General features: G+C 34.6%; 20 protein-coding genes. 15 read left to right on the top strand and 5 right to left on the bottom strand.

What is annotated here, in order from left to right:
• Positions 1-18: 18 nt before the first annotated feature.
• The 4 genes from AC1Q7L_RS11235 to AC1Q7L_RS11220 all read right to left on the bottom strand — a co-directional run bounded on the left by AC1Q7L_RS11235 (position 19) and on the right by AC1Q7L_RS11220 (position 3,955).
• The gene (locus tag AC1Q7L_RS11235) at positions 19-1,614 is read right to left on the bottom strand and encodes a DUF4139 domain-containing protein (protein ID WP_492306039.1); all 1,596 of its coding nucleotides are present in this window, start codon (positions 1,612-1,614) and stop codon (positions 19-21) included.
• Between the two features lie 151 nt (positions 1,615-1,765).
• Positions 1,766-2,440, bottom strand: a complete 675-nt coding sequence (locus tag AC1Q7L_RS11230) for an SIMPL domain-containing protein (protein WP_492306038.1) — start codon at positions 2,438-2,440, stop codon at positions 1,766-1,768.
• A gap of 111 nt (positions 2,441-2,551) precedes the next feature.
• Positions 2,552-3,484, bottom strand: coding sequence for an SIMPL domain-containing protein (locus AC1Q7L_RS11225; RefSeq protein ID WP_492306037.1), 933 nt, complete (start codon positions 3,482-3,484; stop codon positions 2,552-2,554).
• Positions 3,485-3,601: 117 nt separating this feature from the next.
• The gene (locus AC1Q7L_RS11220) at positions 3,602-3,955 is read right to left on the bottom strand and encodes a hypothetical protein (RefSeq protein ID WP_492306036.1); all 354 of its coding nucleotides are present in this window, start codon (positions 3,953-3,955) and stop codon (positions 3,602-3,604) included.
• 178 nt (positions 3,956-4,133) lie between these two features.
• On the opposite strand from AC1Q7L_RS11220, the gene AC1Q7L_RS11215 reads away from it, so the two are divergent.
• The 3 genes from AC1Q7L_RS11215 (at position 4,134) to AC1Q7L_RS11205 (ending at position 7,468) form a co-directional block, all read left to right on the top strand.
• Positions 4,134-5,912, top strand: a complete 1,779-nt coding sequence (locus tag AC1Q7L_RS11215) for a tetratricopeptide repeat-containing sensor histidine kinase (protein WP_492306035.1) — start codon at positions 4,134-4,136, stop codon at positions 5,910-5,912.
• 90 nt (positions 5,913-6,002) lie between these two features.
• Complete coding sequence (locus AC1Q7L_RS11210) at positions 6,003-6,737, top strand: LytR/AlgR family response regulator transcription factor (RefSeq protein WP_054510225.1); 735 nt, start codon at positions 6,003-6,005, stop codon at positions 6,735-6,737.
• A gap of 191 nt (positions 6,738-6,928) precedes the next feature.
• On the top strand, positions 6,929-7,468 hold the full coding sequence (locus AC1Q7L_RS11205; protein ID WP_492306034.1) for a lipocalin family protein: 540 nt from the start codon (positions 6,929-6,931) through the stop codon (positions 7,466-7,468).
• Between the two features lie 272 nt (positions 7,469-7,740).
• Here AC1Q7L_RS11205 and AC1Q7L_RS11200 read toward each other — a convergent pair whose 3' ends face one another.
• On the bottom strand, positions 7,741-8,211 hold the full coding sequence (locus AC1Q7L_RS11200; protein ID WP_492306033.1) for a DUF7832 domain-containing protein: 471 nt from the start codon (positions 8,209-8,211) through the stop codon (positions 7,741-7,743).
• 115 nt (positions 8,212-8,326) lie between these two features.
• On the opposite strand from AC1Q7L_RS11200, the gene AC1Q7L_RS11195 reads away from it, so the two are divergent.
• The 12 genes from AC1Q7L_RS11195 to AC1Q7L_RS11140 all read left to right on the top strand — a co-directional run bounded on the left by AC1Q7L_RS11195 (position 8,327) and on the right by AC1Q7L_RS11140 (position 25,814).
• Entirely contained in the window at positions 8,327-9,577 is a 1,251-nt protein-coding gene (locus AC1Q7L_RS11195) for a CinA family nicotinamide mononucleotide deamidase-related protein (protein WP_492306032.1), read from the top strand.
• 85 nt (positions 9,578-9,662) lie between these two features.
• Positions 9,663-13,061 (top strand): polysaccharide deacetylase family protein, encoded by a 3,399-nt coding sequence (locus tag AC1Q7L_RS11190; RefSeq protein ID WP_492306031.1) that lies wholly within the window; start codon positions 9,663-9,665, stop codon positions 13,059-13,061.
• Between the two features lie 75 nt (positions 13,062-13,136).
• Positions 13,137-15,209, top strand: coding sequence for a M13 family metallopeptidase (locus AC1Q7L_RS11185; RefSeq protein ID WP_410693902.1), 2,073 nt, complete (start codon positions 13,137-13,139; stop codon positions 15,207-15,209).
• A 365-nt stretch (positions 15,210-15,574) separates the two neighbouring features.
• Positions 15,575-17,671, top strand: a complete 2,097-nt coding sequence (locus tag AC1Q7L_RS11180) for a M13 family metallopeptidase (protein ID WP_492306030.1) — start codon at positions 15,575-15,577, stop codon at positions 17,669-17,671.
• 155 nt (positions 17,672-17,826) lie between these two features.
• Positions 17,827-18,375 carry a type VI secretion system contractile sheath small subunit gene (locus tag AC1Q7L_RS11175; protein ID WP_082891087.1) on the top strand — a complete coding sequence of 183 codons (549 nt, stop codon included), beginning with the start codon at positions 17,827-17,829 and terminating at the stop codon, positions 18,373-18,375.
• Between the two features lie 21 nt (positions 18,376-18,396).
• Positions 18,397-19,761, top strand: a complete 1,365-nt coding sequence (locus AC1Q7L_RS11170) for a DUF5458 family protein (protein ID WP_410693900.1) — start codon at positions 18,397-18,399, stop codon at positions 19,759-19,761.
• A 79-nt stretch (positions 19,762-19,840) separates the two neighbouring features.
• Positions 19,841-20,299, top strand: coding sequence for a hypothetical protein (locus tag AC1Q7L_RS11165; RefSeq protein WP_492306029.1), 459 nt, complete (start codon positions 19,841-19,843; stop codon positions 20,297-20,299).
• Between the two features lie 157 nt (positions 20,300-20,456).
• Positions 20,457-21,500 carry an A/G-specific adenine glycosylase gene (mutY, locus tag AC1Q7L_RS11160; protein WP_492306028.1) on the top strand — a complete coding sequence of 348 codons (1,044 nt, stop codon included), beginning with the start codon at positions 20,457-20,459 and terminating at the stop codon, positions 21,498-21,500.
• A 276-nt stretch (positions 21,501-21,776) separates the two neighbouring features.
• Entirely contained in the window at positions 21,777-22,334 is a 558-nt protein-coding gene (gene gldD, locus AC1Q7L_RS11155; RefSeq protein WP_492306027.1) for a gliding motility lipoprotein GldD, read from the top strand.
• A gap of 28 nt (positions 22,335-22,362) precedes the next feature.
• On the top strand, positions 22,363-23,286 hold the full coding sequence (locus AC1Q7L_RS11150) for a PfkB family carbohydrate kinase (RefSeq protein WP_410693896.1): 924 nt from the start codon (positions 22,363-22,365) through the stop codon (positions 23,284-23,286).
• A gap of 87 nt (positions 23,287-23,373) precedes the next feature.
• Positions 23,374-24,744: a peptidylprolyl isomerase gene (locus tag AC1Q7L_RS11145; RefSeq protein ID WP_410693894.1), complete on the top strand. Its 1,371-nt coding sequence runs from the start codon at positions 23,374-23,376 to the stop codon at positions 24,742-24,744.
• A gap of 80 nt (positions 24,745-24,824) precedes the next feature.
• Positions 24,825-25,814, top strand: a complete 990-nt coding sequence (locus tag AC1Q7L_RS11140; RefSeq protein ID WP_492306026.1) for an NAD(P)H-dependent flavin oxidoreductase — start codon at positions 24,825-24,827, stop codon at positions 25,812-25,814.
• Positions 25,815-25,827: the final 13 nt, after the last annotated feature.

The following is a 25,827-nucleotide window of genomic DNA, read 5'->3' as shown; positions in this document are numbered from 1 at the left end:
AATTAATATTTTATGGGGTTATCTGCTGTAATATTGAATTTGCATTTCTTTCGGATATTTCACTTCATAAGAGAAATTAATTTTATCTGAACCTCCGCTGCCGACTTTTCTGTTCCAAAGAATACTTCCGGTTTTTTCATCAAGATTTCCGTCGCCGATCTCTAAAGTTTTCACTAAAATTTTAGAATTTTCGCTGATAGGAAGCTGATCCAGGATTTCGAGTTCAATGTTTTCTTTGGTGTTGTTTCTGATGCTTATTTGGTATGATTCTGTTTCCCATTTATTGATGTTGAAATTCTTTTGAGCGGTTTTATCTTCCAGTTTTATCCTTTTCACATTAATTCTTTCGTCGACGCCAAGAGAAATCGGGAATTCATCTTTCACATAATTGCTTGTAATATTGGTTTTTCCGATATAATTGTCTTCGAAATAGATATTTGCTTCACCAGAAATAAGGTTGAGATTCTGCCAGTTTTTAATAAAAGCCATCAGGAAAACCTGATTATTCAACTTTGGAACTACGTGATATTTATAAGTTGCATCAATTTCTTTTTTGTCGAGAATTACGTATTGTTCTTTTTCCTGACTTACAATGGTCTGGTTGTATTTCAATTCATACATCACATTCATTTGATTATCAGAAACAGTTGCCACAGGAATCTGACTTGGTTTTGCAACATCATCTCTCATTTGATAAGAATTGACTTCCGCCGATACCTTTTTCATTTTATAATCAGCAACTTCAGTTTCCGGATTGTATGCCTTGTATTCAGCAACGTAAAGCGGAGATAGAATAGGTCTGTTTTGATTATACGAAGGTCTGTAGGTCGAAACGAAAAGCTTTACATTATTCCAATCTTGTCCAGTTTTCTGGTAGATTTTTCCTTTATAAACCATTTCCAGAGGTTTTTTTGTAGACTCAGCTCTCAAATCATAAGACGGAATCCAACCTGCATTGGAAACGATATAACTTATACCTAAATCCAAATTCGTTTCTTTATCCGCTAAAATTTCAAGTAAAAGTTCTTTTTTATTGGTGTTTTTATGAGTTTGTTCTTCTGTAAACTGTTTGTTGATCTTTGCAATACTTTCATCCAAAATAGTTTTTTGTTCGTTCAGAAGAAATACCTGATTATCAATTTCAAGCATTCTTTTTCTGTAAAATTCAGTGAGCTTGATAAGCTGTTCCTGAGGTGTAACTTTATTGCTGTCTGAAATCTTTAAATTATCCTTAATAATATTCTGTTCACCCGATAAATTTGAAATCTGAATATTTAAAAGACTAACCTGTCTTTGCAATTTTTTTCTTTCAGTTTCTAATTTTTTCTCACCCTCAGATAATTCATCATTCTTCAGAAAATTACTTTGTGGAGTGATTGATAGAAGAGTCGTATTTTTTTCAAGGTTTATTTTATAGGTATTTTCATCAATATCGTTGGGAAGGTTGATAATTTTTACCATATTTCTTCCTTTCTGTAAACTTACATTGGTGCTTCCAAAAACTTTTGCACCCTGCAAAAATATCGTTGCCTTTTTTACATCAATCTCCTTTTTTATTTCCTGAGCTTTAAAAAGTGAAATTGAAAAAATGAGTAGTATTAAATAACGTTTCATAGTGTATTACTTTAAATTCCTACCGTAAAATTATCTGAATTAAATGCTGAAAATTCGTAAACTTGGTGAAATGGCATTTTCGCTTGGTGAACTTTGCAATTGACTAAAAAAAGAAAGACAGCCCTTTCGAACTGTCTCTTAAATCTGTTAATTAAAGAATCTCATATCTGGTTTTGATGCTGTATTTCAGCTTGATGTTTTCAATGTTATCGAAAGAATAATCTACTCCCGCGTCAGCAGCTTCCATTTGTAGATTGGCCATTCTGCTTTTGTAGGCTACAGGAAGAACTGAATCGCTCATATAGTCTTCAACTTCTACGATCTCAAGCGGAGTTCCTGTCTTTTTACCGATGCTTTCCAACAGATAATCTGCTTTTTCTCTGGCAGCTTTCAACGCATTTATTTTAACCGTCTTTCTGAAATCTGCAATTTTTGTATTCTTGATTTCTGCGATATTCAGATTGCTTACCCATTTTTGGTTCAAATCTTCAAAAAGCTTACTCACATTGGTTTTTGCATTTACTTTAAACTGAAAACTTTTCGTAAACTTCGTTGTTTTAGAGTAAAGATTTTGATACATCGATTTGAATTTGATATCTTCATTTTTCACTCCATCATTTTTCAACGTTTCAAATAAAAGCTTTTCGTTGTCTGCGAGCTGATTTTTATTGTCAGCTTTGATGCCGATGTTAAAGATGATTTCATCCGGTTCTACTTCCATTTCAGCAACTCCCGTTACTTCAATTACATTTTTCTTGATTTCCTGTGCATTGATCAGATTTCCAAATGTTAGTAATCCGATCATTAAAAAATGTCCTAATTTCATAATTTCTTGTTTTAAATTTTAAACTTCTAGAGTAAAATTAGGCACATTTAGAGCGTGAAATCGGAAGACTTGGTGAAATTAGGTTTTCACTTGGTGAAGTTTTGAGTAAGACTATTTTTTATTTTTTTTCAGGTCATATTTTACGGTAAGGCTTAGGATATACTGAATTCCAACTTCGGGGTTACTTTCATTAATCACCTTATCAAAACCAGAATAATCTGTTCCTTCATAATAATACGTTTTTGCTTTTCTTTCTTCTTTTCTAATGTATGAAACATCGTATCTGTTGCTCATATAGCTTACATCCGAGCTTTCAAAAGCAGAATAATTTTGATATTGACTTTTGGGAAATATATAAGAGAATCCTGAATTCGCTGTTGGGCTTCCAATAATATCTTTTTTAAATAAATTGAAATAATTGTCTTTCTTTTTATCTAAAACAGAATAAGCTTCTTTTAAAAGATTTTCCTGAATCTTATCGATATCCGCGTTTATATAATCTACTTTGATAACATCATAAATCTTAAAATCAGAAGCCTCGTAAATGATTTTTTCAATCAGGGGATATTTATCTACCGTAATAATGATGTTTTTCTTGGTTTCAAACCCTTTATTTTTTTGAGTAACCGTGTTTTGATTGGAATCAATATCATAATCGTAAATTTTAGTCTGTGAAATGAAATCGACAAAAACATTACTTTCTTTAATACCTAAAGAGGATATTTTTTTAATAAAACCATTGATTCTTTGATTAATTCCTTCAATTGATTTTTTAGGCGTTAAAGCCTCCTCATTTACTCCAAGAATGATTTTGTATTTATCCGCAGTCTGATTCATCAATACTTTTACATTGATTACCAAAGTGGAATCTGTCGTGTAATAATTGTTATTGGTTTCGGTAAAAGTTTTTATAGGACGATCGTACTGATTAGGGTTTCTGTAGATTTGATTTCCTCCGACCTGAGCTTTTGTATTCAGAAAAGTAAAAGCTGTAAGAATTGCAATAAATAATAGATTTTTGTTTAAAATAAAAATGTTTTTCATAATGATTAAGTTTAAATTATGCCACAAACTTAATCACGGAATCATTTGAAAAAATAGTGTAAATGGTGAACAGAGCGTTTCACTTGGTGAGGGTTCTTGTTCAATGAAAAGCGGCTTTTATCTGTTTGTCAGAATAATAGATTTGCCATTTGGAGTAATCAATTTCTTTTCTTTAGAAAATAGTTGTGTACTTATAACGATCTCATTTTTACTCTGAGAAATTTTATAAATATTTGAACTAAACAATGCATCGTTACTGAAATGCTCGAATAATTTAGTAGAATCTGACTGATGAACCGAATAAAAATCAACCTTATATTTGTTGATTCCCAGATGGTAAAACTTGTAGATAATTTGCTCGTTGAGATCGCTTGAAATCACTTTTGTTTCAATAAATTTATTTTGTTCAAGAAATGAACAGCTTTGGAGAAACAGAATAATTAAAAAGGAGAAAATAAAGATTTTTTTCATGGTAATTGGGTGTATTACAAATGTAAGGAAAGCAGATTCTGTTAATGTTAACTCAGTTTCAATTTTATTTTACTAAATGACTTTATATCAGATTTTTAATGATGAAAACTTGGTGAGTGACCAATTTCACTTGGTGAATAGTTTTTGAGCAAACTATATATATGTATATCTTTGTTTTATGAAAATGCTTCAACTTTTTGTACTTCTTTTTTTGATCTGCTCTGGGAATAAATTCTATTCTCAAACCACAAATGTTGCGCAGGAAGTTGTGACTGAAAGTAAAAAGCTAAAGAAAGCAGTTGATAATAAAGACATCTCTGCACAAGCCGATTCTTACTACAATATCGGGGAATCATTTTTCAATAACGGGAATTTTGCGAAAGGTGAAGAATATTTTATTAAATCTAAAAATATCTACGAACAGCTCAACGATAAACCCAACATCGAAAAAGTAACTCGAAAATTGGCTCAGTCACAGGAAAAGCAAAATAAAATCACTCCTGCGATCAGTAATTATAGCCGTGCTGCGGAAGTTAATTATTCATCAAAAAGTAAAGCGGTTAATTCTAATGATGCGGCAAGACTTTCTGCTCCCTCGCAGGATATGAAAGCCGAAGCAATTCAGAATAATATTGATCTTAGTCAAAAAGCGAATGAAAAAGAAGATCTTGCGGCGAGTTACAGTCAAATGGCAGATGTAAATATTCAGCAAAAAGATATTCCAAGAGCGGAGGAAAACTTAAATAACGCCTATCAGGTTTCTAAAAAAGGAGCACCTCAGCAAGCATTGGAAATTAATCAGAAACTGACCAAATTTTACGTTGAAAATAAAAATTTCGACAAAGCAATTGAAGCGAAAAAGAAAGTCTTGAAAGAAGATTTCGTTCAAGATAATTCTCAGGAAAAAGTCAATCAAATTCAAGAATTGGCGGATATTTATATCAAAAAAGATGATGCGGAAGAAGCTATCAAATTATTAAAGAGAGCGTACGAAATTGCACTGGAAAAAGGCCATACTTTGGAAGCTCAGAAGAGCGTCAAAAGGCTCGACAGTCTTTATAATACTTCAAATAATACGGATGCTTCCGTTCAATTGTACAGAGATTTTCTTGGAAAATTACCGAATTTAGTTTCTAAAGACCGAAGTTTGGTAGATAATAAAGTTCTGGAAGATACCGAACAGAGAATTTCTCAATTAGAAAAAGAAAGAGAATTAAAGGACGAGTTAATTCGCAAGAAAAATGTCTTTAATTACAGCCTGATCGGAGTTTTAATTTTGCTGACGGTATTGATTGTTTTTATTTTCAGAACATTAAAAAAAGTTCAGATCAAAAATAAAAAAATCGCGTTGCAATCGCTTCGTAGAGAGATGAATCCACACTTTATTTTTAACAGTTTAAATAGTGTAAATCATTTCATTGCAATGAATAATGAACTGGAAGCGAACCAATACTTAACCAAATTTTCAAAACTGATGCGCGGCGTGATGGAAAATTCTACGGAAGATTTTATTCCGTTTCAGCAGGAATTGGATTTACTTCAAAATTATCTCGCATTGGAAAAAACTCGTTTTTCAGACAAGTTTGATTATGAAATTGAGTTTGATGAAAATCTGAATATGCACAGTCTTCAAGTTCCCGGAATGTTGGTGCAACCATTTTTAGAAAATGCGATCTGGCACGGATTACGTTACAGAATCACCAAAGGTTTTTTAAAATTAAGTTTTGAAAAAGACGATCAAAACCTAAAAATCATCATTGAAGATAATGGAATCGGAATTGAAGAAAGCAAAAAGCAAAAGACGGAACACCAAAAAAACAGAGAAGGCCGCGGAATGAAAAATACGCTTGAAAGAATCACTTTGTTAAATGATTTATACAATCGCGATATTCAATGTAAAATCACGGATAAAAAAACTGAGCCGGGAGTTTTGGTTGAAGTAAGCTATAAATTGTGAAAAAGTGAACAGTCAATTGTAAGCGTTCAACATTTAGCTAATTCCTAAACCCTAATCCCTCCTAATTTTTATTTCCTAAACCCTAAAAAAATGAAAATAAAAGCCATAATCGTAGACGACGAGCTTATCGCAAGAGAAGTTTTGAGGAACTACATTACAAAATATTGTCCGCAAGTTGAAATTTTAGGTGAAGCAGAAAATATAAAAGAAGCAGTTCCTTTGATCGCTGAAAAGCAACCTCAACTCGTTTTCCTTGATGTAGAAATGCCTTTCGGAAACGCTTTCGATGTGTTGGAAGCAACAAAAGAATTTTCCTATGAAACGATCTTTATTACAGCGTTTTCACAGTATTCTTTACAGGCATTGAATAAATCGGCGAGTTATTATATTTTAAAGCCAATAGATATTCAGGAGCTTATTGTAGCGGTGAATAAAGTCGCAGAAAATATCGAAAATAAAGATGAGCTTAACCGTAATAAGATTCTTCTTGAAAATTTAAAGTTAAAACCCGAAAAACAACAATTAATCCTTCCCACATTACAAGGCTTTGATGTTGTAAAAACGGAAGATATTGTAAGACTTCAGGCAGATGGAAATTTCACACAGGTTTATCTTACGGACGGTTCTAAAAAGATGGTCTGCAGATTTCTAAAGCATTTTGATGACTTGCTGGAAAACCCTTTTGTAAGAGTTCACCGTTCTCATATTATCAATACCAATTTTGTAAAATCTTACCATAAAAGTGGCACAGCAACGCTTTCTGATAGTACGGAAATTGAGGTTTCCGGAAGTTTTAAAGATAACTTTTTGAAGGTTTTTTCTTAACTAATAATTATTTAAAAAAATTGTGATCTTCGCTAAGTGAAACGCCTTTGTGATCTTAAAAGCATTTAGTCGTTTTAAAAAAAAACTTTGTGCACTTTGCGTTAAAATTAATACCATTTCACAAATTAGCAATAAAATTTTTCAGGCATTATTTTTGAAGCTTTTACAATAACCACGAAATTTATATTATTATGAAAAATATTCAGAAAATTGCCATTCCCGTCTCGTTGGGAATTTTGGGTTTAATTATTCTTAATTCATGTTCAGCAGGAATTCCTAAAGGCGCAACAGCGGTTACTCATTTTAATGCAGATAAATATTTAGGAAAGTGGTACGAGATTGCTCGTTTCGACTATAGATTCGAGAAGAATATGGATAATGTTACCGCGACTTATTCTCAAAATCCGAATGGCACAATCCGAGTAGATAATAAAGGATACGATTACATCAAAAAAGAATGGAAAGAGTCAATTGGTGAAGCCAAATTTGTAAAAGATAAAACCGAAGCCCGATTGAAAGTTTCATTTTTTAAACCCATTTGGGCGGGATATAATGTGATTGATATCGATGAAAATTATCAATATGCACTGATTGCCGGAAGTAGCTTAAAATATATCTGGATTCTATCCCGAACCAAAGAAATCCCCGAAAGCATCAAACAACGTTTTCTAGAAAAAGCTAAGAAAATTGGTTACAATACAGGTGAATTAATCTGGGTAAAACATGATTAACAGCCATTGCGAGGAGTGTAGCGACGAAGCAGTCTCCTTAAAACAAAGTTAAACTTAACTTTTCTTAAACTCTTAATATAACTTAATGGTTCAAACTTTTGTATCATTAAGATTATCCCATAAAGTTTGTCATTCCGCAGGAATCTAAACCAAGTTTTATCTTGTGTAGTAGAGATTCTTCCAGAATGACAAACTTTGTGTATAAGTACACACAATAAATTTTATCGAAGATAAAAATCCTTGCGCCTTAGCGTTTAACCAACAACTCAGCACTAAGATTTATACTCCTTCCATTCCTCAAAACGATGATCAATGGCAAGTTTCATCAAGTCATAATTTTCATACGTATCTTCAATGTGATAGAATGTTTCATATTCGTAATCACTTTCCTCGGCTTTGCTGTCAAAAATATTAATATAATCTGTGGCAAAAGAACTGAATTTATCGGCAAAATCTGTTTCATCCACATAATAATCTTTTGCAAAGCTATTTCCAAGATCATTTAGCTCGTGTTCGGTGAATTTTCCGTCACATACTTCGAGAAGAAATTCTGCTCCGGTAATCTCTCTTCTTTTTAAACTTTCAATTTCATCTTTGAAATCTTCTTTCATTTCTTCAGAATGCAAGTTGTTGTGAATGCACCAGTTCAGAAACATTCCTGTATGCGTTGCGCCGTTTTTAGAAGGAAGCCCTTCAGGAAAATCTCCTCCATAATGCCATGAAGCATCATCATATTTAGACATAATTTTTAATTATAGTTTTAAACAGTTCAAACCAAAGATATAAAAAATCGTTTTCTTTTGTTCACTACACAGAATTTTCCGTCATTTGTAGCAGAATTTTTTCAAGAATTAAAATATGGAAAAAGCTGTTCTTATTACTATTGGAGACGAGATCCTTTCGGGAAATACTGTTGATACCAATTCTAATTTTATTGCTACTGAACTTAAAAATATAGGCGTACAAGTCTCACAAATTTTCACTATTTCAGATGAAATTGAAACCATTAAAAACACTTTAAAAGAGGCTTTTAAAATTGGAGATTTGATCATTACGACGGGCGGTCTAGGTCCAACCAGAGATGATAAAACGAAAAAAGCGCTTGCCGAATTTTTCAATGATGAAATTGCATTGGATGAGGTTACTTTTGAGCATTTAAGAACGTATATGGAAAAACGAGGTCGACTGGAAATTCTGGAAAGAAATCGCGAACAGGCCTTTGTTCCTACAAAATCTACGGTTTTTCAAAACAATTTTGGGACAGCACCTTGTATGATGATGGAGCAGGATGGGAAATTATGTTTCAGTCTTCCGGGCGTTCCTTATGAAGTAAAACCTTTAATTAAAGATCAGATTGTTCCTTATTTAAAGGAGAAATATAGTCTTAATTACATCACTACAAGAATTATTTCTGTTGTGGGAATTCCTGAAAGTATTTTGGCAGATACGATTGAAAATTGGGAACTTGCTCTTCCTGAAAATTTAGCATTATCCTATCTTCCAATCGGAACAAGAGTTAAGTTGAGACTGACTGCCACAGGAGAAAATGAAGTTTATTTAAAACAACAATTAGAAGAAGAGATTCAAAAACTACTACCTTTAATTAAGGATAATGTAATCGCCACAACTGAGGATAAAATTGAAAAAATTCTTGGTGAACTTTTAATTGAAAGAAAATTAACGATTTCAACTGCTGAAAGTTGTACAGGAGGAGAATTGGCAAAAATGATTACTTCAAATTCAGGAAGTTCAAAATATTTTCTGGGCGGAATTATTCCGTATGCCACAGAAAAGAAAATTGAGATTTTAAAGGTTAAAAAAGAAACGGTTGACGAATTTACTGTTGTAAGTGAACAAGTCGCTCAGGAAATGGCAAAAGGTTGTCAGGTTTTATTTGATACGAATATTTCCCTGTCTACAACCGGAGTTGCAGGCCCCGGAAAAGGAGAGGACGGAAAAGATATTGGAACCGTTTTCTATTCTATCAGGGTGAATGATAAAGAGCATAGTTCAAAATTATACATGCCACATCTGGAAAGGCTGGATTTTATGAATTTTGTATCACAGAAAATTCTACAGGATTTGGTGGGAATACTTATAAATGAGTAAGAACCAATTAATTTTTAATTTTTTTTTAATTAAATTTTATATACTTTTTCACGCTTTTTGACATTGAATCCGAAAATGTAAGAAAGTGGAAAAATCAAACCAAATTTTTCAAACCAATAACAAGAAACGCTGGAGAAATGTGCAGTGGGGATCTCGTATTTTTATCTTCATTGCAATACTGCTGTTTTTGGCGTTAGGGGTGATGATGAAATTGGATAAAAGTCCGAAAATTCCTTTCAAAGAAGATTATAAATCTATTATTACAGCGGCTAAACCGTATCTTCAGGAAAATAAAATATCGAAAGAATATAAAGGGTTCAGAAGTTTTATTTCAGAAAAAACAATTCATACCAGTCTTTCAAAAATTGAAAAAGCAAGAGCCGAAAGACTTAAAAATCAAAACAGAAGCTGGTCACAATTTCCGGGAGGAATTCGTTCTGCGTTCTATGTAGCGTGGGATCCGCAGTCTTTGATGTCTTTGAAGCGAAATATTAAACATATCAATTTAGTTTTTCCGGAATGGTTTTTCCTAGATCCTAAAACGGGAGATTTAAAAACAAATGTTGACCCTGAAGGTTACAAAATTATTAAAAGAACAGGTGTTGCAGCCATGCCGATCTTAAGTAATAACTCTGATCGTGAATTCCGCTCCGAAGGATTGGGGAAAGTTCTTAAAAGTCAACAACTGAGAACAAAACTTATTCAAAAACTGGCGCAACAATGCGTTAAATTTCATTTCAAAGGAATCAATATTGACTTTGAAGATATGAATCTGGATTCTGATGAGTTTCTTATTGATTTTATGCAGGAACTTTCATTGACGTTCAAGCAGAATAACCTTTTGGTCGCAATGGATGTGATGACGGATAATGATGATTATAATATTGAAAAGCTAAATCCTTACGTAGATTATTTTGTATTGATGGCTTATGATGAATATTCTTCTGACAGCGATGCCGGACCAATATCTTCTCAAAAATGGATCGAAGCACAAACCGGTAAAATTTTAAAGAAAACAACACCAAATAAAGTTATTTTAGGGCTTGGAGCTTATGGATATGACTGGAGCACCAACAAAGATGACAACACTTCCGTTACCTACATGCAGGCAATCACAAAGGCTCATGCCAGCAAGTCTTATATCAATTTTAATGATGATACTTTTAACTTAAATTATTCGTATACTGACTCTAATAAAAAGGTACATACTGTATTTTTTAACGATGCGACTTCCATTTTCAATACGATGCGTTTTTCTTCTGAATATCCGCTGGCCGGAACCGCAATCTGGAGACTTGGAAGTGAAGACAGCAGGCTTTGGAATTTTTATGATAAGGATCTTTCTTCGGCAGGAATGCAGAAATTTAGTTTTAAAACGTTAGAAAATGTGAAGGGACAAACCATGGTCGATTATATCGGTGACGGTGAAGTTTTGGATGTTTTAAACACTCCTCATGACGGAAAAATTTCATTGGAAGTAGATCCCAAAGAAAAAATCATTACTGATGAAAATTATGTGACTTATCCAAGTTCTTACGAGGTTAAAAAATATGGAAGCGCTCCGCAAAAAGAGCTTGTTCTGACCTTTGATGACGGCCCCGATGAGACTTATACGCCACAGGTTTTAGATGTTTTATCAAAATACCATGTTCCCGCAGCTTTCTTTTTAATAGGATTAAATGCTGAAAGAAATCTTCCTCTGGTAAAAAGAATTTACAGAGAAGGTCACGAGATTGGAAATCACACTTTTACGCACGAGAACGTTGCAAAAGTAAGTCCTCAAAGAGCATTATTGGAATTAAAACTGACAAGATTATTGATAGAATGTATCACAGGGCACAGCACGATTTTATTCAGAGCACCTTATAATGCCGATTCAGAGCCGACGACTTCTGAGGAGATTATTCCTGTGGCGTTGGCAAGACAGCAGAATTATTTAGATATCGGAGAAAGTATAGATCCGGAAGATTGGCAACCGGGGATAAAAGCAGATCAGATCGTACAACGTGTATTGGCAGGAATTAAACAGGAGAGAGGAAATATCATTCTGCTTCATGATGCGGGCGGAGATACGAGAGAAGAAACGATAAAGGCGCTTAAAATTTTGATTCCGATGCTTCAAAAACAAGGATATCATTTTACCAATCTTTCAAGTATTTTACATAAAAGTAAAAGCGAGTTGATGCCTGAAGTTCCTAAAACGAGATCATATTACGTAATGCAGCTTAATTTGGTGTTGGCAACGGTGATTTATGGAATCAGTCATTTTCTGGTAGCACTTTTCACTATTTTCATCGGATTAGGATTGATCAGATTATTGCTGATGGCATATTGGGCTATCAAAGAACGAAAAAAAGAGAAAAAGCTAGGTGATTTTCCTGTGTTGGAATCTTATCCAAAGGTTTCCATTATCGTTCCTGCTTACAATGAAGAGGTGAACATTGTTTCTTCATTAAAAAATTTATTAAAACAAACCTATCCTAATTTTGATATCATCATGGTGGATGATGGAAGTAAAGATTTAACATATGAAAAAGCAAGTTCAGAGTTTTCTAATCATCCAAAATTAAAAATATTCAGCAAATCCAACGGCGGAAAAGCAACTGCTTTAAATTTCGGAATTTCTCAAACCGACGCTGAATATGTAGTCTGCATAGATGCTGATACGAAGCTTGAACAAGACGCTGTAAAACATCTTATCGGAAGATTTTTAAATGCAGATCCAGAAGAAAAGATCGCTGCCGTAGCCGGAAATGTGAAAGTGGGAAATCAGGTAAATTGGTTAACAAAATGGCAGGCCATAGAATACACAACAAGTCAGAATTTCGATAGACTGGCGTATGCTAATATTAATGCAATTACCGTAATTCCGGGAGCAATTGGAGCGTTTAGAAAAGCCGTAATTCATGAAGTTGGAGGATATTCATCAGATACATTGGCGGAAGATTGCGATATAACGGTGAAGATTTTAAGAGAAGGTTACACTGTTGCTAATGAAAACAGAGCAGTTGCTGTAACAGAAGCTCCGGAAACAGTAAAACAGTTTTTAAAACAACGTTTTCGCTGGACTTACGGGATTATGCAGATGTTCTGGAAACAGAAACAGACCTTTTTAAATCCAAAATATAAAGGTTTAGGACTTTGGGCAATGCCGAATATTTTATTGTTTCAGTATATTATTCCGTTTTTCTCGCCGCTTGCCGATGTTATTATGTTTTTTGGAATCTTATCAGGAAACGGAGAAAAAATATTCAGTTATTATTTATTATTTCTCTTGGTAGATGGGTCATTGGCGATCATTGCTTTTATGATGCAGAGAGAGAAATTGGTAAATTTACTGTATGTAATTCCACAAAGATTTGGTTACAGATGGCTGATGTATATTGTGTTATTCAGAAGCTTAAGAAGAGCTTTGAAGGGTGAAATGCAATCTTGGGGCTTTCTAAAGAGAACAGGTAACGTTAAAGAAATTACAACTTCATGATATTTTTTTAAATTTGTTCAAATAAAAGTAACAAATAATTAAAAGAACATACATATTGTATAAATTGTTATCATAATGAAAAAATTAACACTTTCTTTGTTTCTATTAGCAGGAGTTTGCTCACTAAATACAGTGTCGGCTCAGTCTAAATCAAATAAAGCAGCAATGGCACTTACTGAAAAAGGAGGATCAGACAAAGGTTTAGACCTTAGTTTGATGGATAAATCTGTACGTCCGCAAGACGATTTCTATAACTACGTAAGCGGAACTTGGATGAAAACTGCCAAGATCCCTTCTGACAAACCGACTTGGGGTAGTTTCAACAAATTGGCTGATGATACGGATAATCATTCAATGACGATCTTGAACTCTCTTTTAAAGGACAAATTTGCTGACGGAAGCGAAGGTAAAAAAATCCAGGATTTGTACGCAACGTACATGAACATGGAGAAGAGAAATGCAGACGGAATTAAGCCTATCCAGGAAAACATCAACAAAATTGATGCAATTAAAAATCTTGCAGACCTTCAAAACTACTTTATTTCTGTAACGAAAGACGGAGAAAACACATTGTACGGATGGGGAGTTGATGCAGATTTGAAAGATTCTAAAATGAACGCTGTTTACTTAGGTGACGCTTCTTTAGGATTAGGAAGAGATTATTACCAGAAAGTAAACGAAAAAAACACAGAAGCAATTGCTGAATATCAGAAATATGTAGCTTCTATGTTGAAAGAATTAGGATATAAAAATGCTGATGCTGCTGCGAAAGGAATCGTTGATTACGAAAAGAGCATCGCAAAAACATATTTAACGAACGAGCAGAGCCGTGATAACACGCTTCAGTACAACCCAAGAACAATGGCTGAGCTTTCAACATTGGTAAAGGGTGTTGATATTCCTGCTTACCTTAAAAAAGTTGGAGTAACTACAGATAAAGTAATCATCGGAGAAATCGGATATTACAAAAACTTTGATCAATTGGTGAATGCTAAAAATCTTCCTGTAATTAAGGATTATTTGAAGTTCCACATGATCCACGGAAGTGCTTCTTATCTTAGCGAAAACCTTGGAAACATGAAATTTGCTTTCTATGGTAAATATTTAAGAGGTCAACAAGAGCAGAGAGCGCTTAACAAAAGAGGATATGAGTTAATCAATGGTTCTCTGGGTGAGGCTTTCGGTAAATTATATGTTGAAAAATATTTCCCTGCTGAAGCTAAAGCTCAAATGGTTGAATTGATCGATTACTTAAAGAAAAGTTTTGCTGTTCACATCAACAATCTAGCTTGGATGTCTGCTACAACGAAGGTTAAAGCAACAGAAAAACTGAACAAATTCACTGTAAAAGTTGCTTATCCTGACAAATGGAAAGATTATTCTAAATTAGAAATCGTTCCTGAATCTAAAGGTGGAAATTTATATTCAAACCTTCAGAACCTTTCGGAATGGCAGTACAACAAAGATTTAGCTAAAATCGGAAAACCGGTAGACAAAACAGAATGGGGAATGACTCCACAGACTGTAAATGCTTACTACAACCCGGTAAACAACGAGATCGTATTCCCTGCAGCTATTCTTCAGCCTCCATTCTTCAACCCACAAGCTGATGCTGCTGTTAATTTCGGTGGAATTGGTGCAGTTATCGGTCACGAAATGAGCCACGGATTTGATGATTCAGGTGCACAATTTGATGCAGATGGTAACTTGGTTGACTGGTGGACTCCGGAAGACAAAGCTAACTTCGAAAAAGCGACTAAAGCTCTTGCTTCTCAATATGACAAGTATGAGCCGGTAAAAGGAACTTTCGTTAACGGAACTTTCACAAACGGTGAAAATATCGCTGACTTAGGTGGAGTAAACATCGCTTACGATGCATTACAAATGTACTTGAAAGATAAAGGAAACCCTGGATCAATCAGTGGATTTACACAAGATCAGAGATTCTTCCTAAGCTGGGCAACAGTTTGGAGAACGTTATCAAGTGAGAAATACATGGTGAACCAAGTGAAAACAGACCCTCACTCTCCTGGATATTTCAGAAGTTTTGGACCACTTATCAACGTTGATGCTTTCTACAAAGCATTTGATGTAAAAGCTGGAGACAAATTATACAAAGCTCCTGCAGACAGAATCAAAATCTGGTAATAATCAGATCATAATATTACAAACCGTTCAGAAATGAGCGGTTTTTTTGTTTTTAAGGAGCTTTATCCCGCTTTCTGCTATATCTTTTTGGTTACGGCTCCGCTTCGCTCCGCCGCAACCAAAAAGGATGCCGCGCCAATCGGGGCTAGGGTTTCGGTCTGTTATTTAAACGGTAGTATTAGCCATGTCATCCTGAGCGGAGTCGAAGGATCTCATCAATAGGAACGGGCTTTAGCCCGTTTTCAATTTAAAGTTACAGAACAGGCTTTAGCCAAAACTCACCATCATTTATCAATTATGATTTATTATTTATAACATAAATTCGTATATTTGGTAAGTTTGTGTAAAATCAAAAATTATCTTTAATGAAAAAGCTAAATATTGGGATACTTGCTCTTTCGGGTATTGTATTTTTAAACTCGTGTGGTGCGACAAAAACTGCCGAAACAAGTACAAAAACAGAGCCTAAAGTGGTTGCTGTAGAACCGGTGAAAGAACAAGCAAAAGAAGAAGGGATCAACTTATCTTATATGGATAAAAGTGTGCGTCCACAGGATGATTTTTTTAGCTACGTTAACGGAAATTGGGTAAAAACCACTCAGATTCCTTCTGATAAAGCGAGCTGGGGATCTTTCAATGCGTTGAGAGAAAATGTGGATGATGCTTCTTTGGATATTTTAAACAAAATTTTATCTGAAAAGTATGAAACAGGTTCAGAGGGTCAAAAGATCCAGAATTTGTATGCATCTTTCATGGATACAAGTAAAAGAAATGCTGACGGTCTGGCTCCAATCAAAGGAGATTTAGCAAAAATTGATGCTATCAAAAACGTCAATGATCTTCAGAAATATTTGTTGGACGCTACAAAATTAGGCGACAATTCTTTCTACGGATGGAGAGTGGGCGCAGATATGAAGAATTCTGTTATGAATGCAGTATATCTTGGCGGTCCTGATCTTGGTTTGGGAAGAGATTACTATCAAAAAGTAAACGAAGCCAACACAAAAACGTTAGCTGAATATCAAGTGTATGTTGGAAAATTATTCGGAGTTTTAGGATATAAAAATTCTGATGCAGCTGCAAAAAATGTGGTTGATTTCGAAAAACAATTGGCCAATTATTTATTGACGCTTGAGCAAAACAGAGATGCCAATTTAAGATACAACCCTAAAAATGTATCTGAATTATCAGGTTTGGTTAAAAATGTAAATCTTGCAAAATATTTAACTGATGCAGGAGTAAAAACTGATAAAGTAATCGTTGGTGAATTGAAATATTACCAAAATATGGATCAGTTCATCACGCAGAAAAATCTTCCGTTATTGAAAGATTATCTGAAATATCATTTAGTAAATGGGAATGCTTCCAATTTAGATGAAAACTTAGAGCAGATCAGATTTGATTTCTATTCAAAATATCTTCAAGGCCAAAAAGAGCAGCGTCCGATGAATAAAAGAGGATTGACTCTTGTAAATGGGGTTCTTGGTGAAGCTTTTGGTAAATTATATGTTGAAAAATACTTCACTCCGGAAGCCAAAGCTCAGATGGAGACGTATATTCAATATATTTTAAAATCATTCAAAACGCATATCAATGATATGGATTGGATGTCTCCTGAAACAAAAGTAAAAGCTCAGGAAAAATTATCAAAATTCACAGTAAAAATCGCTTATCCGGACAAATGGAAAGATTATTCGCTGTTAAAAGTAGAATCTCCAAAAGCGGGTGGAACTTTATATTCTAATCTTCAAAATGTGTCTGAATGGCAATATCAGAAAAGCTTAGACAAAGTAGGAAAACCTGTTGATAAAACAGAATGGGGAATGACTCCACAGACGGTAAATGCTTACTACAACGGCTCAAACAACGAAATCGTTTTCCCGGCGGCGATCCTTCAACCACCTTTCTACAATCCTAATGCAGACGCGGCTGTAAACTTTGGAGGAATTGGAGCGGTGATCGGTCACGAGATCTCTCACGGTTTTGATGACAGTGGTTCTCGTTTCGACGGAGATGGAAACCTTAATAATTGGTGGACAGATGCCGACCGTAAAAACTTTGATGCTAAAGTAGGTCAGTTAGCTTCACAATACAACGCTTACGAGCCTGTAAAAGGAAGTTTTGTAAACGGAAAATTCACAAGCGGTGAAAATATCGGTGATTTGGGTGGAGTAGCAGTAGCTTACGATGCACTTCAAATGTACCTTAAAGACAAAGGAAATCCGGGATTAATCAGCGGATTTACACAAGATCAGAGATTCTTCATGAGCTGGGCAACAGTTTGGAGAACGAAATCTACAGATCAGTATATGACGAATCAGGTTAAAACAGATCCGCACTCGCCTGGAGTTTTCAGAGCATTCGGGCCTTTGGTTAATCAGGATTCTTTCATCAAAGCTTTCGATATTAAGCCTGGAGACAAAATGTATAAAGCTCCTCAGGATAGAATAAAAATTTGGTAATAGAGCCAAAAATTGTTAGAAAAGAAAAACGCATCAGAAATGGTGCGTTTTTTTATTTATTTTTCATAGTTTAGTGACATCGTAAAATCGTAACTTTAAGTTATTAATAATACGTATAATTAAATATTTCAAGAAAAATCTTAACAAAATTTTGTATGTTACAGTTTTTTTTTAAATTTAAACATTGGATTGGTAAGTTATTTGATGATGATAAAACCAATTCACACCAAAATCTAAAATCTCAAAATAATAATAATATGGCAATGTTTAATTATGGTGTTGGCGGAAACGAGGTAAAAGTAGACGCTAATGAAGCTATTCAGGAAATACAGGAGAATAAGTCGCTCATTGTGAGCCAGCTTACGACCGACGAAACCTATGTCCCTGAAATTGTAACAGGATTAAAGACTGTGGACGACGTCTTCAAACATTTCCAGCCTTCTGTATCTGTACAGCACGAAACAGAGGACGGCGGTGTGGTAGAAGAGGAATTCCGTTTTCAAAATCTTGCGGACTTCACTCCCAAAAATCTTACTCAGAAATCAAATTACTTACAAGAACTTAGCATGGAGCAAGAGCAATACAACAAAATTGTTCGCCAGCTGAAAACGAATAAGATTCTGCGTAATATGCTGGAAAACGATCAGACAAGAGCTGCGTTTGTGGAAGTATTGAAAGAAGTGGCACAAGAACTTGAAAAATAATCTAAAGACTTTACATTAATCATGGATAGTAAATTACAAGCGGCAGAAAACCAGCAACAAGGTCAACAGCAACAACAGGGAGGTCAGCCGAAAGGTAATCCGATCGCCGAACTCAATAAAATTGGAGGTTTCGGATTTGTTGAATCTGTTGTAGATGGTATCGCCAACATGAACCCTACAAGAAAAGCCAGGAAAGAAATTTTCCTTACCGATAATAATAAGACAGATGAAAGAAAAGAGTTGCTTCAAAAAATTAATCTTTGGGTTAATCTTTTAGAAGGTAACGAATCTGCGGATAAAATGGCTGATACCTGCAAAACGAAAGCGCAGCAGGCAGACCAAAGTTTAAAATCAAACTTAAAAAATACGCTGGACGCGGTTCGTCAGTTGGAAGTAAACTACAGAACAGTCGCTCAGTTTTACAAAAATACAGAACTTGATAAAGTTGATAACGTAAGTATCGTTAATGCAACTTTAGAGCAGGTTTCAGATCTTGATAATCCGCTTTTCATTGATGCGGTTTCTGATGAATTTAAGAATTACTATGATCGTTTGGATCTTAGAGATAACTATTCAATTCTGGCGATTCCGGGATATTTAGGATCAAATAAAGTGATCGAAAAATGGGCAAAAATTTGTAACGAAAACAAAGTAATGTTGGTTACGGATTTTGCTAACCTTGATAAGCCGGATGACGTTGTGGATCTATTCCATTCCGCAAATCTTACAGGTGGCGAATTACACAGAAGTAATGTAATTATGACGTGTAACTGGCTTGTTGGCCGTGGAAGAGCGGAAGAAGTAGGAGAAGAGGAAAACGTAGAACTTCCACCTTCAACTTCATTAGCAGGAAAAATCCATAAAACATTGATGTCTCAGGTTGCTGCCGGTAAAAAACATGGTAACATTAATGAGGTTGATGCCGTAAAATTCGAATTGAAGAAAAGTGAAATTTCTCAATTGGAAAAAATGGGATTGGTTCCTATGGTTAACGAATACGGTAAAATTATGGCTTTCTCTGCTAAAACATTGTTCACAGGAGATAACATCGGACTTCAGACGTATTCAGTTGTTCGTGTATTCGATTATGTAACTAAAGTTTTATTGGATTTCTTAAACAGAAGAGCTTTTGAAAACTGGAATTCTAAAAATGAAGATGATTTGAGAAGACAAATCGTTACATTCTTAGACGGTATCAAAGGTGCTGATAAATTGATCGAAAAGTTCAAGATCGTACGTTTTGAACAAGATAAAGTAAACAAAGACAGAGTATGGCTTGATATTCGTTTGACGCCTTATTTCCCTACAAAAAGTTTCGTTATTAAATTAGACGGACACAAAGGAGATGACGGAAACGAATGGGAGTCTCAATACACTCAGGACTAAACTAAATCAAATTTTTATACTAAAAAACCGATGCATTTTTTACATCGGTTTTTTTCTACCAAATCTCAAAATAAGTAATATGAAAGGCAGGCCAATATATCTTTTGCCGATTTTTCTTATGGTTTTTGCACTAAGCTGTGAAGACAAAAAACTTCAGGGCCCTGAGCATAAAATAGATCTATTTAAAGACCAGCGTCAGGAGGGCAAGGCATATGTAATGAGTGCAGAAGAATCTAGCCAGGCAAGTGCGATGGTGGTTACAAGTTCAAATGTGAAGCTTGTGGACAGCTATTCCGGACGTGGAAGACCTATTTTTATATATAAAATTAATTCTGGGGAAGTCGTGAAAACAACAAGAGATTCCATAGTAAGTTTTCCCTTTCAGTTTCTTTCTAATCAAAAACTGGATTTGAAAAAAGAGGCGATGTATATCTATCTCCAAAAACTTGAAGGCTACCGCTTTATCGCAAAAGATAAAAATCTTAAATATCAATGGTTAAAAGACGCTCCGGTTTATTCCGTGAAAGCTGATAAATAAAATTTTATCTTTGCAGAGGAGAATTAAAAATCTGTAAATTCAGATACTTCGACTCCGCTCAGCATGACAACGCTACAATATGCTGTAAAACAGTTAGTATTAGAAATGTCATGCTGAGCGGAGTCGAAGCATCTAAAATAATGAAGAAGAAAACCCTTTGGAAAAAATAGAAAACTCAAACTTCAAGCACATCGGCACCAAACTCTTGGCTTGGTACAAACAAAACGCCAGAGATTTACCTTTCAGACAAACAAAAGATCCTTATAAAATCTGGATCTGCGAGATTGTTTTTCAGCAGACAAGGATCAATCAGGGACTTAATCATTACAATAATTTCATCAAACGATTTCCGGATGTGAAAACGTTGGCAAATGCTGAGGAAGATGAGGTTTTGCTGTATTGGAAAGGTTTAGGTTATTATTCCAGAGCGATAAATATTCATAAAGCAGCCCAGCAGATCATGAATGATTATCAGGGAATTTTTCCTTCCGATTATGATGAAATTTTAAAACTGAAAGGTGTCGGAAAATATACTGCGGCTGCGGTTTCAAGCATTTGTTTTAATGGAAAAATGCCAGCTGTCGACGGAAATTTTTACAGAGTTTTAAGCAGAGTTTTTGCAGATGATTTTGATATTTCTAATTCCAGAGCTTTTAATTATTTTTCTGAATTGGCAACTTTAGTCTTGCCCGAAAATGTAGGAGATTTCAACCAAGCGATGATGGATTTAGGTTCAGAAATTTGCAAACCTAAAAATCCACTTTGCGGAGAATGTCCTTTAAATGAAGACTGTTTAGCTTTTTCATTAAATAAAATCTCTGAATTTCCTGTTAAAACGAAAAAAGTAAAAGCTTCAGATTTAGGTTTAAAATACTATTTCGTTCACAGAAACGGACAATTTTTAATTCAACAAAGAAAAGACGATTTCATTTGGAAAAAATTATTTGAATTTCCACCTGAGATTTCTGAAGAATTAATGCCTTTCATTAAAAGTGCAAAAACAGTTAATCACAAACTGACACACAAAAATTTAAGTATAGAAATTTTTAACGTAGAAGTCGATTCTGAAACTGTTTGGGCAGATTTCATTACTGAAAATAATTATATCATTACAGATTTTGAAGGTTCTCATGAAAAATCTTTCCCAAAACCTTTGGAAACTTATATCCAAAATTATCATACTGCGTATAGAATCCTGTGATGTCATTGCGAGGAGTGAAGCGACGAAGCAATCTTTAAAAATTAAATTGAGATTCTTTCACTACACTTCGTTTCGTTCAGAATGACATCAGTATCGTTCTTTGCTAAGTGAAACGCCTTTGCGAACTTAAAAAAGTTTAGTAGTTTAAAAAGATCTTTGTGCTCTTTGCGTTAAAAACAAATAAAAATAATATTTAAATAAAGTTCAAATCCAAAACTCATTGAAATCCTGAAATTTGTCTTCCTATATCTGAAATCTAATTTGTACTTTTGCAAAATGATTAAAAAGGTCATTTTTATATTTGCTTCATTGCTTTTAATATCATGTGGAAAAGATCCTGTTCTCAAACCTTATGGAGAACTGAGATTAGAGTATCCCACACCAACATATCAGAAATTTGAAAACAACTGTGCTTACACATTTGAATACTCAGATTTTGCGAAAATTACCGATGCTAAAAAACCATGTTGGTATTATTTGAATTATCCTAAAATGAAGGCAAAACTTTTCGTGACGTATTATCCGATTAATAATGACTTTGCCGAACATATCAAAGAAGCCGAGAAAATGGTGTACGAACATACCATTAAAGCAAGTTCAATAGATACAAAATCTTTTGAGTACCCTGAAAAAAAGGTGTATGGGAATTTTTATGAATTGAAAGGGCAGAGTGCTTCCAATCTTCAATTTTACATTACAGACAGCACAAAACACTTTGTGACTGCTTATTTATACTTTAATACAAGACCTAAACCGGATTCATTGGCTCCCGCTGTGGATTATATCAAAAAAGATATGAAACATTTGCTGGATACTTTCGAATGGAAAAAATAATTACTTTAAAAAATACATTGAAAAATATATGAAACTTTTAGTTGTTGGAAGCGTTGCGTTTGATGCAATCGAAACACCATTTGGTAAAACTGATAAAATTTTAGGAGGTGCTGCTACTTATATCGCGATCACTTCATCTGTTTTGGGCGTAAAATCCGGAATTGTTTCTGTAGTAGGAGGAGACTTCCCACAAGAACACCTTGACATGTTTACAAAAAGAGACATCAATATCGAGGGACTTGAGATCGTAAAAGAAGGAAAAACTTTCTTCTGGTCAGGAAAATACCACAACGATTTAAATACAAGAGATACTTTAGCAACTGAAGTAAACGTTTTGGAAAATTTTGATCCAAAAATTCCTGCTTCTATGCAAGATTCTGAGATCTTATTACTTGGAAACCTTCACCCGGGTGTTCAGTTGTCAGTTCTTGAAAAAATGAACCAACGTCCTAAATTGGTTATTTTAGATACAATGAATTTCTGGATGGATTCCGCTTTGGATATCTTAATGGAAATGATTGCTAAAACTGATGTAATCACGATTAATGATGAAGAAGCAAGACAACTTTCAGGAGAATATTCTCTTGTAAAAGCGGCTAAAAAGATCCACACAATGGGTCCTAAATATGTTATCATTAAAAAAGGGGAACACGGAGCGTTACTTTTCCACGATGGTAAAGTATTTGCAATTCCGGCTCTTCCATTAGAAGATGTGTTTGATCCGACTGGAGCTGGAGATACTTTCGCAGGAGGTTTTGCAGCATATTTAGCTAAAAAAGGAAAGATAGATTTCGAAACAATGAAGTCTGCTTTAATCGTTGGTTCTGCAATGGCATCGTTCACGGTTGAAAAATTCGGAACAGAGAGAATTGAGGAAGTAACCGAAGCTGATATGTTCAGTAGATTAAGACAATTCAAGGAATTGACGACATTTGATGTAGAACTACAATAAATACGTCTTTTTAAGAAATATTTATAATAAAAAATTTAGCATAATTCATTAAGAATTCTAAATTTGCAACTTGTTTAAAATAGTAAAATGACAAATAAACTAAAGATCACTTTTCTTTTTGGAATTTTCATGATTTTGTTCTCAGCAAATATGATGAAAGCTCAACTAAAACCTGGAGAACTAGTGGATGGGATTGCTGCGGTAATTGGAGATGAAATTGTTCTCGAGTCTGATGTGAACGAACAAATGAATTATGCAAAACAGCAGGGAGCTTCTAATACAGATAAATGTGAGTTTTTGGAGAACTTGATCAACAATAAACTTCTTGTTTACGAAGCAAAAAAAGATACTTTAATTGAAAACCGTTCTGCTGCAATCAAAGAACAGGCAAATGGGAAATATGCTCAGCTACTTTCTCAGTTTCCGGACGAAAAGACAATGTTGGCAGCCTATAAATTCAGAACGGGATACGAAATGAAGAATGCTATCGAAAAGATCGATACAGACACCTATTACGGTCAGGCAAAATACCAGAGAATTACAGAAAAAGCAGACGTTACTCCTAACGAGGTTACGGATTTCTTTAACCTGTATAAAATGCAGTTGCCGGAGATCAAAGACGAAGTTTCTTTGGCTCAGATTGTTATGAATCCTAAATTGACAGAAGCTCACAAGCAGGAAATTATCGACAGACTTACTAAAATTAAAAAAGATATTTTAGGAGGAGAAAGTTTTGAAAGTCAGGCAAGAATTTATTCTGAAGACCCGGGTTCTGCCCCTAATGGTGGTTTAATGAAGAATATTACTAAAGGACAGATGGTAAAACCATTCGAAGCAGCAGCTTTGAACCTTCAGGAAGGAGATATCTCAGATCCTATTGAATCTGAATTTGGATATCACATCATTCAGTTGGTAAGAAAAGCTGGAAAAGTTTACGATGCAAGACATATTCTTTTGATGGCAACGCCTACTGAAGCTGAAATTAAAACTGCTAAAGTAAAGTTAGACAGTATCAGAACATTGATCATCGATGGAAAAACTACTTTTAAAGATGCTTCTTTTAGATTTTCAGATGACAAAAGAACTAAATTTAATGCAGGGATCATTCCTGGAGCAGATGGTTCAAACAAAATTGAAAGAGAAAGTATTCCCGGATCAATCAGCTACGAATTGGCAGGTTTAAATAAAGGAGATATTACAAGTGCTTTTGATGATGAGGATGAAAGAAAGAGAAAGGTTGTAAAGATCGTGAAAATGGAAGATGTAATTCCTGCTCACAAAATTACAATGGAGACAGATTACGACAGAATAAAGCAGATGGCGCTTAACAAAAAGAAAAATGAACTGATTGAGAAGTTTGTAAATTCAAAATTACCGACGACATTCATATCAATAAACGGACGTTATGATTCTTGTAACTTCAAAGGAGCCTGGAAGAAACAGACAACCAAAAAATAAAATCAAAACCTTCAGAATTTCTGGAGGTTTTTTTGTGCTTAAAAGTCCCATGAAACCTTTGTTTTTATTATTTTTACAGCATGAGCAATTTTATAGATTTTAATTCAGCTAAAAAACTTCACGAGATGCAGCAAAGTCAGAATAGAATTTCAGAACTTTTTAATATACAATATCCGATTATTCAGGCGGGAATGATCTGGCATTCCGGATGGAAATTGGCTTCCGCCGTTTCTAATTGTGGCGGATTAGGTTTAATTGGCGCAGGAAGTATGTATCCTGACATTTTAAGAGAGAATATTCAAAAATGCAAGTTGGCTACCAACAAACCTTTTGGAGTGAATGTTCCTATGTTATATCCGAATTTGGATGAAGTAATTCAAATCATTCTGGAAGAAGGCGTAAAAATAGTTTTCACTTCTGCCGGAAATCCTAAAACATATACCGAAACTCTTCAAAAAGAAGGATTAAAAGTTGCTCACGTTGTTTCTTCCACAAAATTTGCAGTGAAATGTGAAGATGCAGGAGTTGACGCGATCGTAGCGGAGGGGTTTGAAGCTGGCGGGCACAACGGAAGAGATGAAACTACAACATTTTGTCTGATTCCGAATGTAAAACAACATATTTCTAAACCTTTGATCGCAGCCGGCGGAATCGCTTTAGGTTCCCAAATGAAAGCAGCCATGATCCTTGGTGCAGATGGTGTTCAGATTGGATCTCGTTTTGCTGCAACGATCGAAGCCAGCGCACACGAAAACTGGAAAAAGAAGATCACAGAACTTAATGAAGGTGACACTCATCTTACTTTAAAGGAATTGGCACCCGTAAGAATGGTTAAAAACAAGTTTTTTAACGAATTGGAGGGGATTTATCAAACCGGAAGAAATACGGAAGCTTTGGTCGCTTCTTTAGGCCGTGCAAGAGCCAAGCGTGGAATGTTTGAAGGCGATATGGAAGATGGCGAATTGGAAATCGGTCAGGTTTCAGCATTGATTCATGATATTTTAACTGTAGAAGCAGTTTTCAGTAATTTGTTAAGAGAATTTGAAGAAGCAAAAGCTCCGAGCTTTTAATTAAAGTTGATAA

The organism is Chryseobacterium sp. GW823-FHT05E08, assembly GCF_058795655.1.
This window is presented reverse-complemented; position numbering and strand designations above follow the sequence as displayed.

Excerpts from the sequence above, each read along its gene's own strand:
- AC1Q7L_RS11235 (WP_492306039.1), bottom strand. The coding sequence starts at position 1,614 with ATGAAACGTTATTTAATACTACTCATTTTTTCAATTTCACTTTTTAAA.
- AC1Q7L_RS11230 (WP_492306038.1), bottom strand. The coding sequence starts at position 2,440 with ATGAAATTAGGACATTTTTTAATGATCGGATTACTAACATTTGGAAAT.
- AC1Q7L_RS11225 (WP_492306037.1), bottom strand. The coding sequence starts at position 3,484 with ATGAAAAACATTTTTATTTTAAACAAAAATCTATTATTTATTGCAATT.
- AC1Q7L_RS11220 (WP_492306036.1), bottom strand. The coding sequence starts at position 3,955 with ATGAAAAAAATCTTTATTTTCTCCTTTTTAATTATTCTGTTTCTCCAA.
- AC1Q7L_RS11215 (WP_492306035.1), top strand. The coding sequence starts at position 4,134 with ATGAAAATGCTTCAACTTTTTGTACTTCTTTTTTTGATCTGCTCTGGG.
- AC1Q7L_RS11210 (WP_054510225.1), top strand. The coding sequence starts at position 6,003 with ATGAAAATAAAAGCCATAATCGTAGACGACGAGCTTATCGCAAGAGAA.
- AC1Q7L_RS11205 (WP_492306034.1), top strand. The coding sequence starts at position 6,929 with ATGAAAAATATTCAGAAAATTGCCATTCCCGTCTCGTTGGGAATTTTG.
- AC1Q7L_RS11200 (WP_492306033.1), bottom strand. The coding sequence starts at position 8,211 with ATGTCTAAATATGATGATGCTTCATGGCATTATGGAGGAGATTTTCCT.
- AC1Q7L_RS11195 (WP_492306032.1), top strand. The coding sequence starts at position 8,327 with ATGGAAAAAGCTGTTCTTATTACTATTGGAGACGAGATCCTTTCGGGA.
- AC1Q7L_RS11185 (WP_410693902.1), top strand. The coding sequence starts at position 13,137 with ATGAAAAAATTAACACTTTCTTTGTTTCTATTAGCAGGAGTTTGCTCA.
- AC1Q7L_RS11180 (WP_492306030.1), top strand. The coding sequence starts at position 15,575 with ATGAAAAAGCTAAATATTGGGATACTTGCTCTTTCGGGTATTGTATTT.
- AC1Q7L_RS11175 (WP_082891087.1), top strand. The coding sequence starts at position 17,827 with ATGTTACAGTTTTTTTTTAAATTTAAACATTGGATTGGTAAGTTATTT.
- AC1Q7L_RS11170 (WP_410693900.1), top strand. The coding sequence starts at position 18,397 with ATGGATAGTAAATTACAAGCGGCAGAAAACCAGCAACAAGGTCAACAG.
- AC1Q7L_RS11165 (WP_492306029.1), top strand. The coding sequence starts at position 19,841 with ATGAAAGGCAGGCCAATATATCTTTTGCCGATTTTTCTTATGGTTTTT.
- gldD (WP_492306027.1), top strand. The coding sequence starts at position 21,777 with ATGATTAAAAAGGTCATTTTTATATTTGCTTCATTGCTTTTAATATCA.
- AC1Q7L_RS11150 (WP_410693896.1), top strand. The coding sequence starts at position 22,363 with ATGAAACTTTTAGTTGTTGGAAGCGTTGCGTTTGATGCAATCGAAACA.
- AC1Q7L_RS11145 (WP_410693894.1), top strand. The coding sequence starts at position 23,374 with ATGACAAATAAACTAAAGATCACTTTTCTTTTTGGAATTTTCATGATT.
- AC1Q7L_RS11140 (WP_492306026.1), top strand. The coding sequence starts at position 24,825 with ATGAGCAATTTTATAGATTTTAATTCAGCTAAAAAACTTCACGAGATG.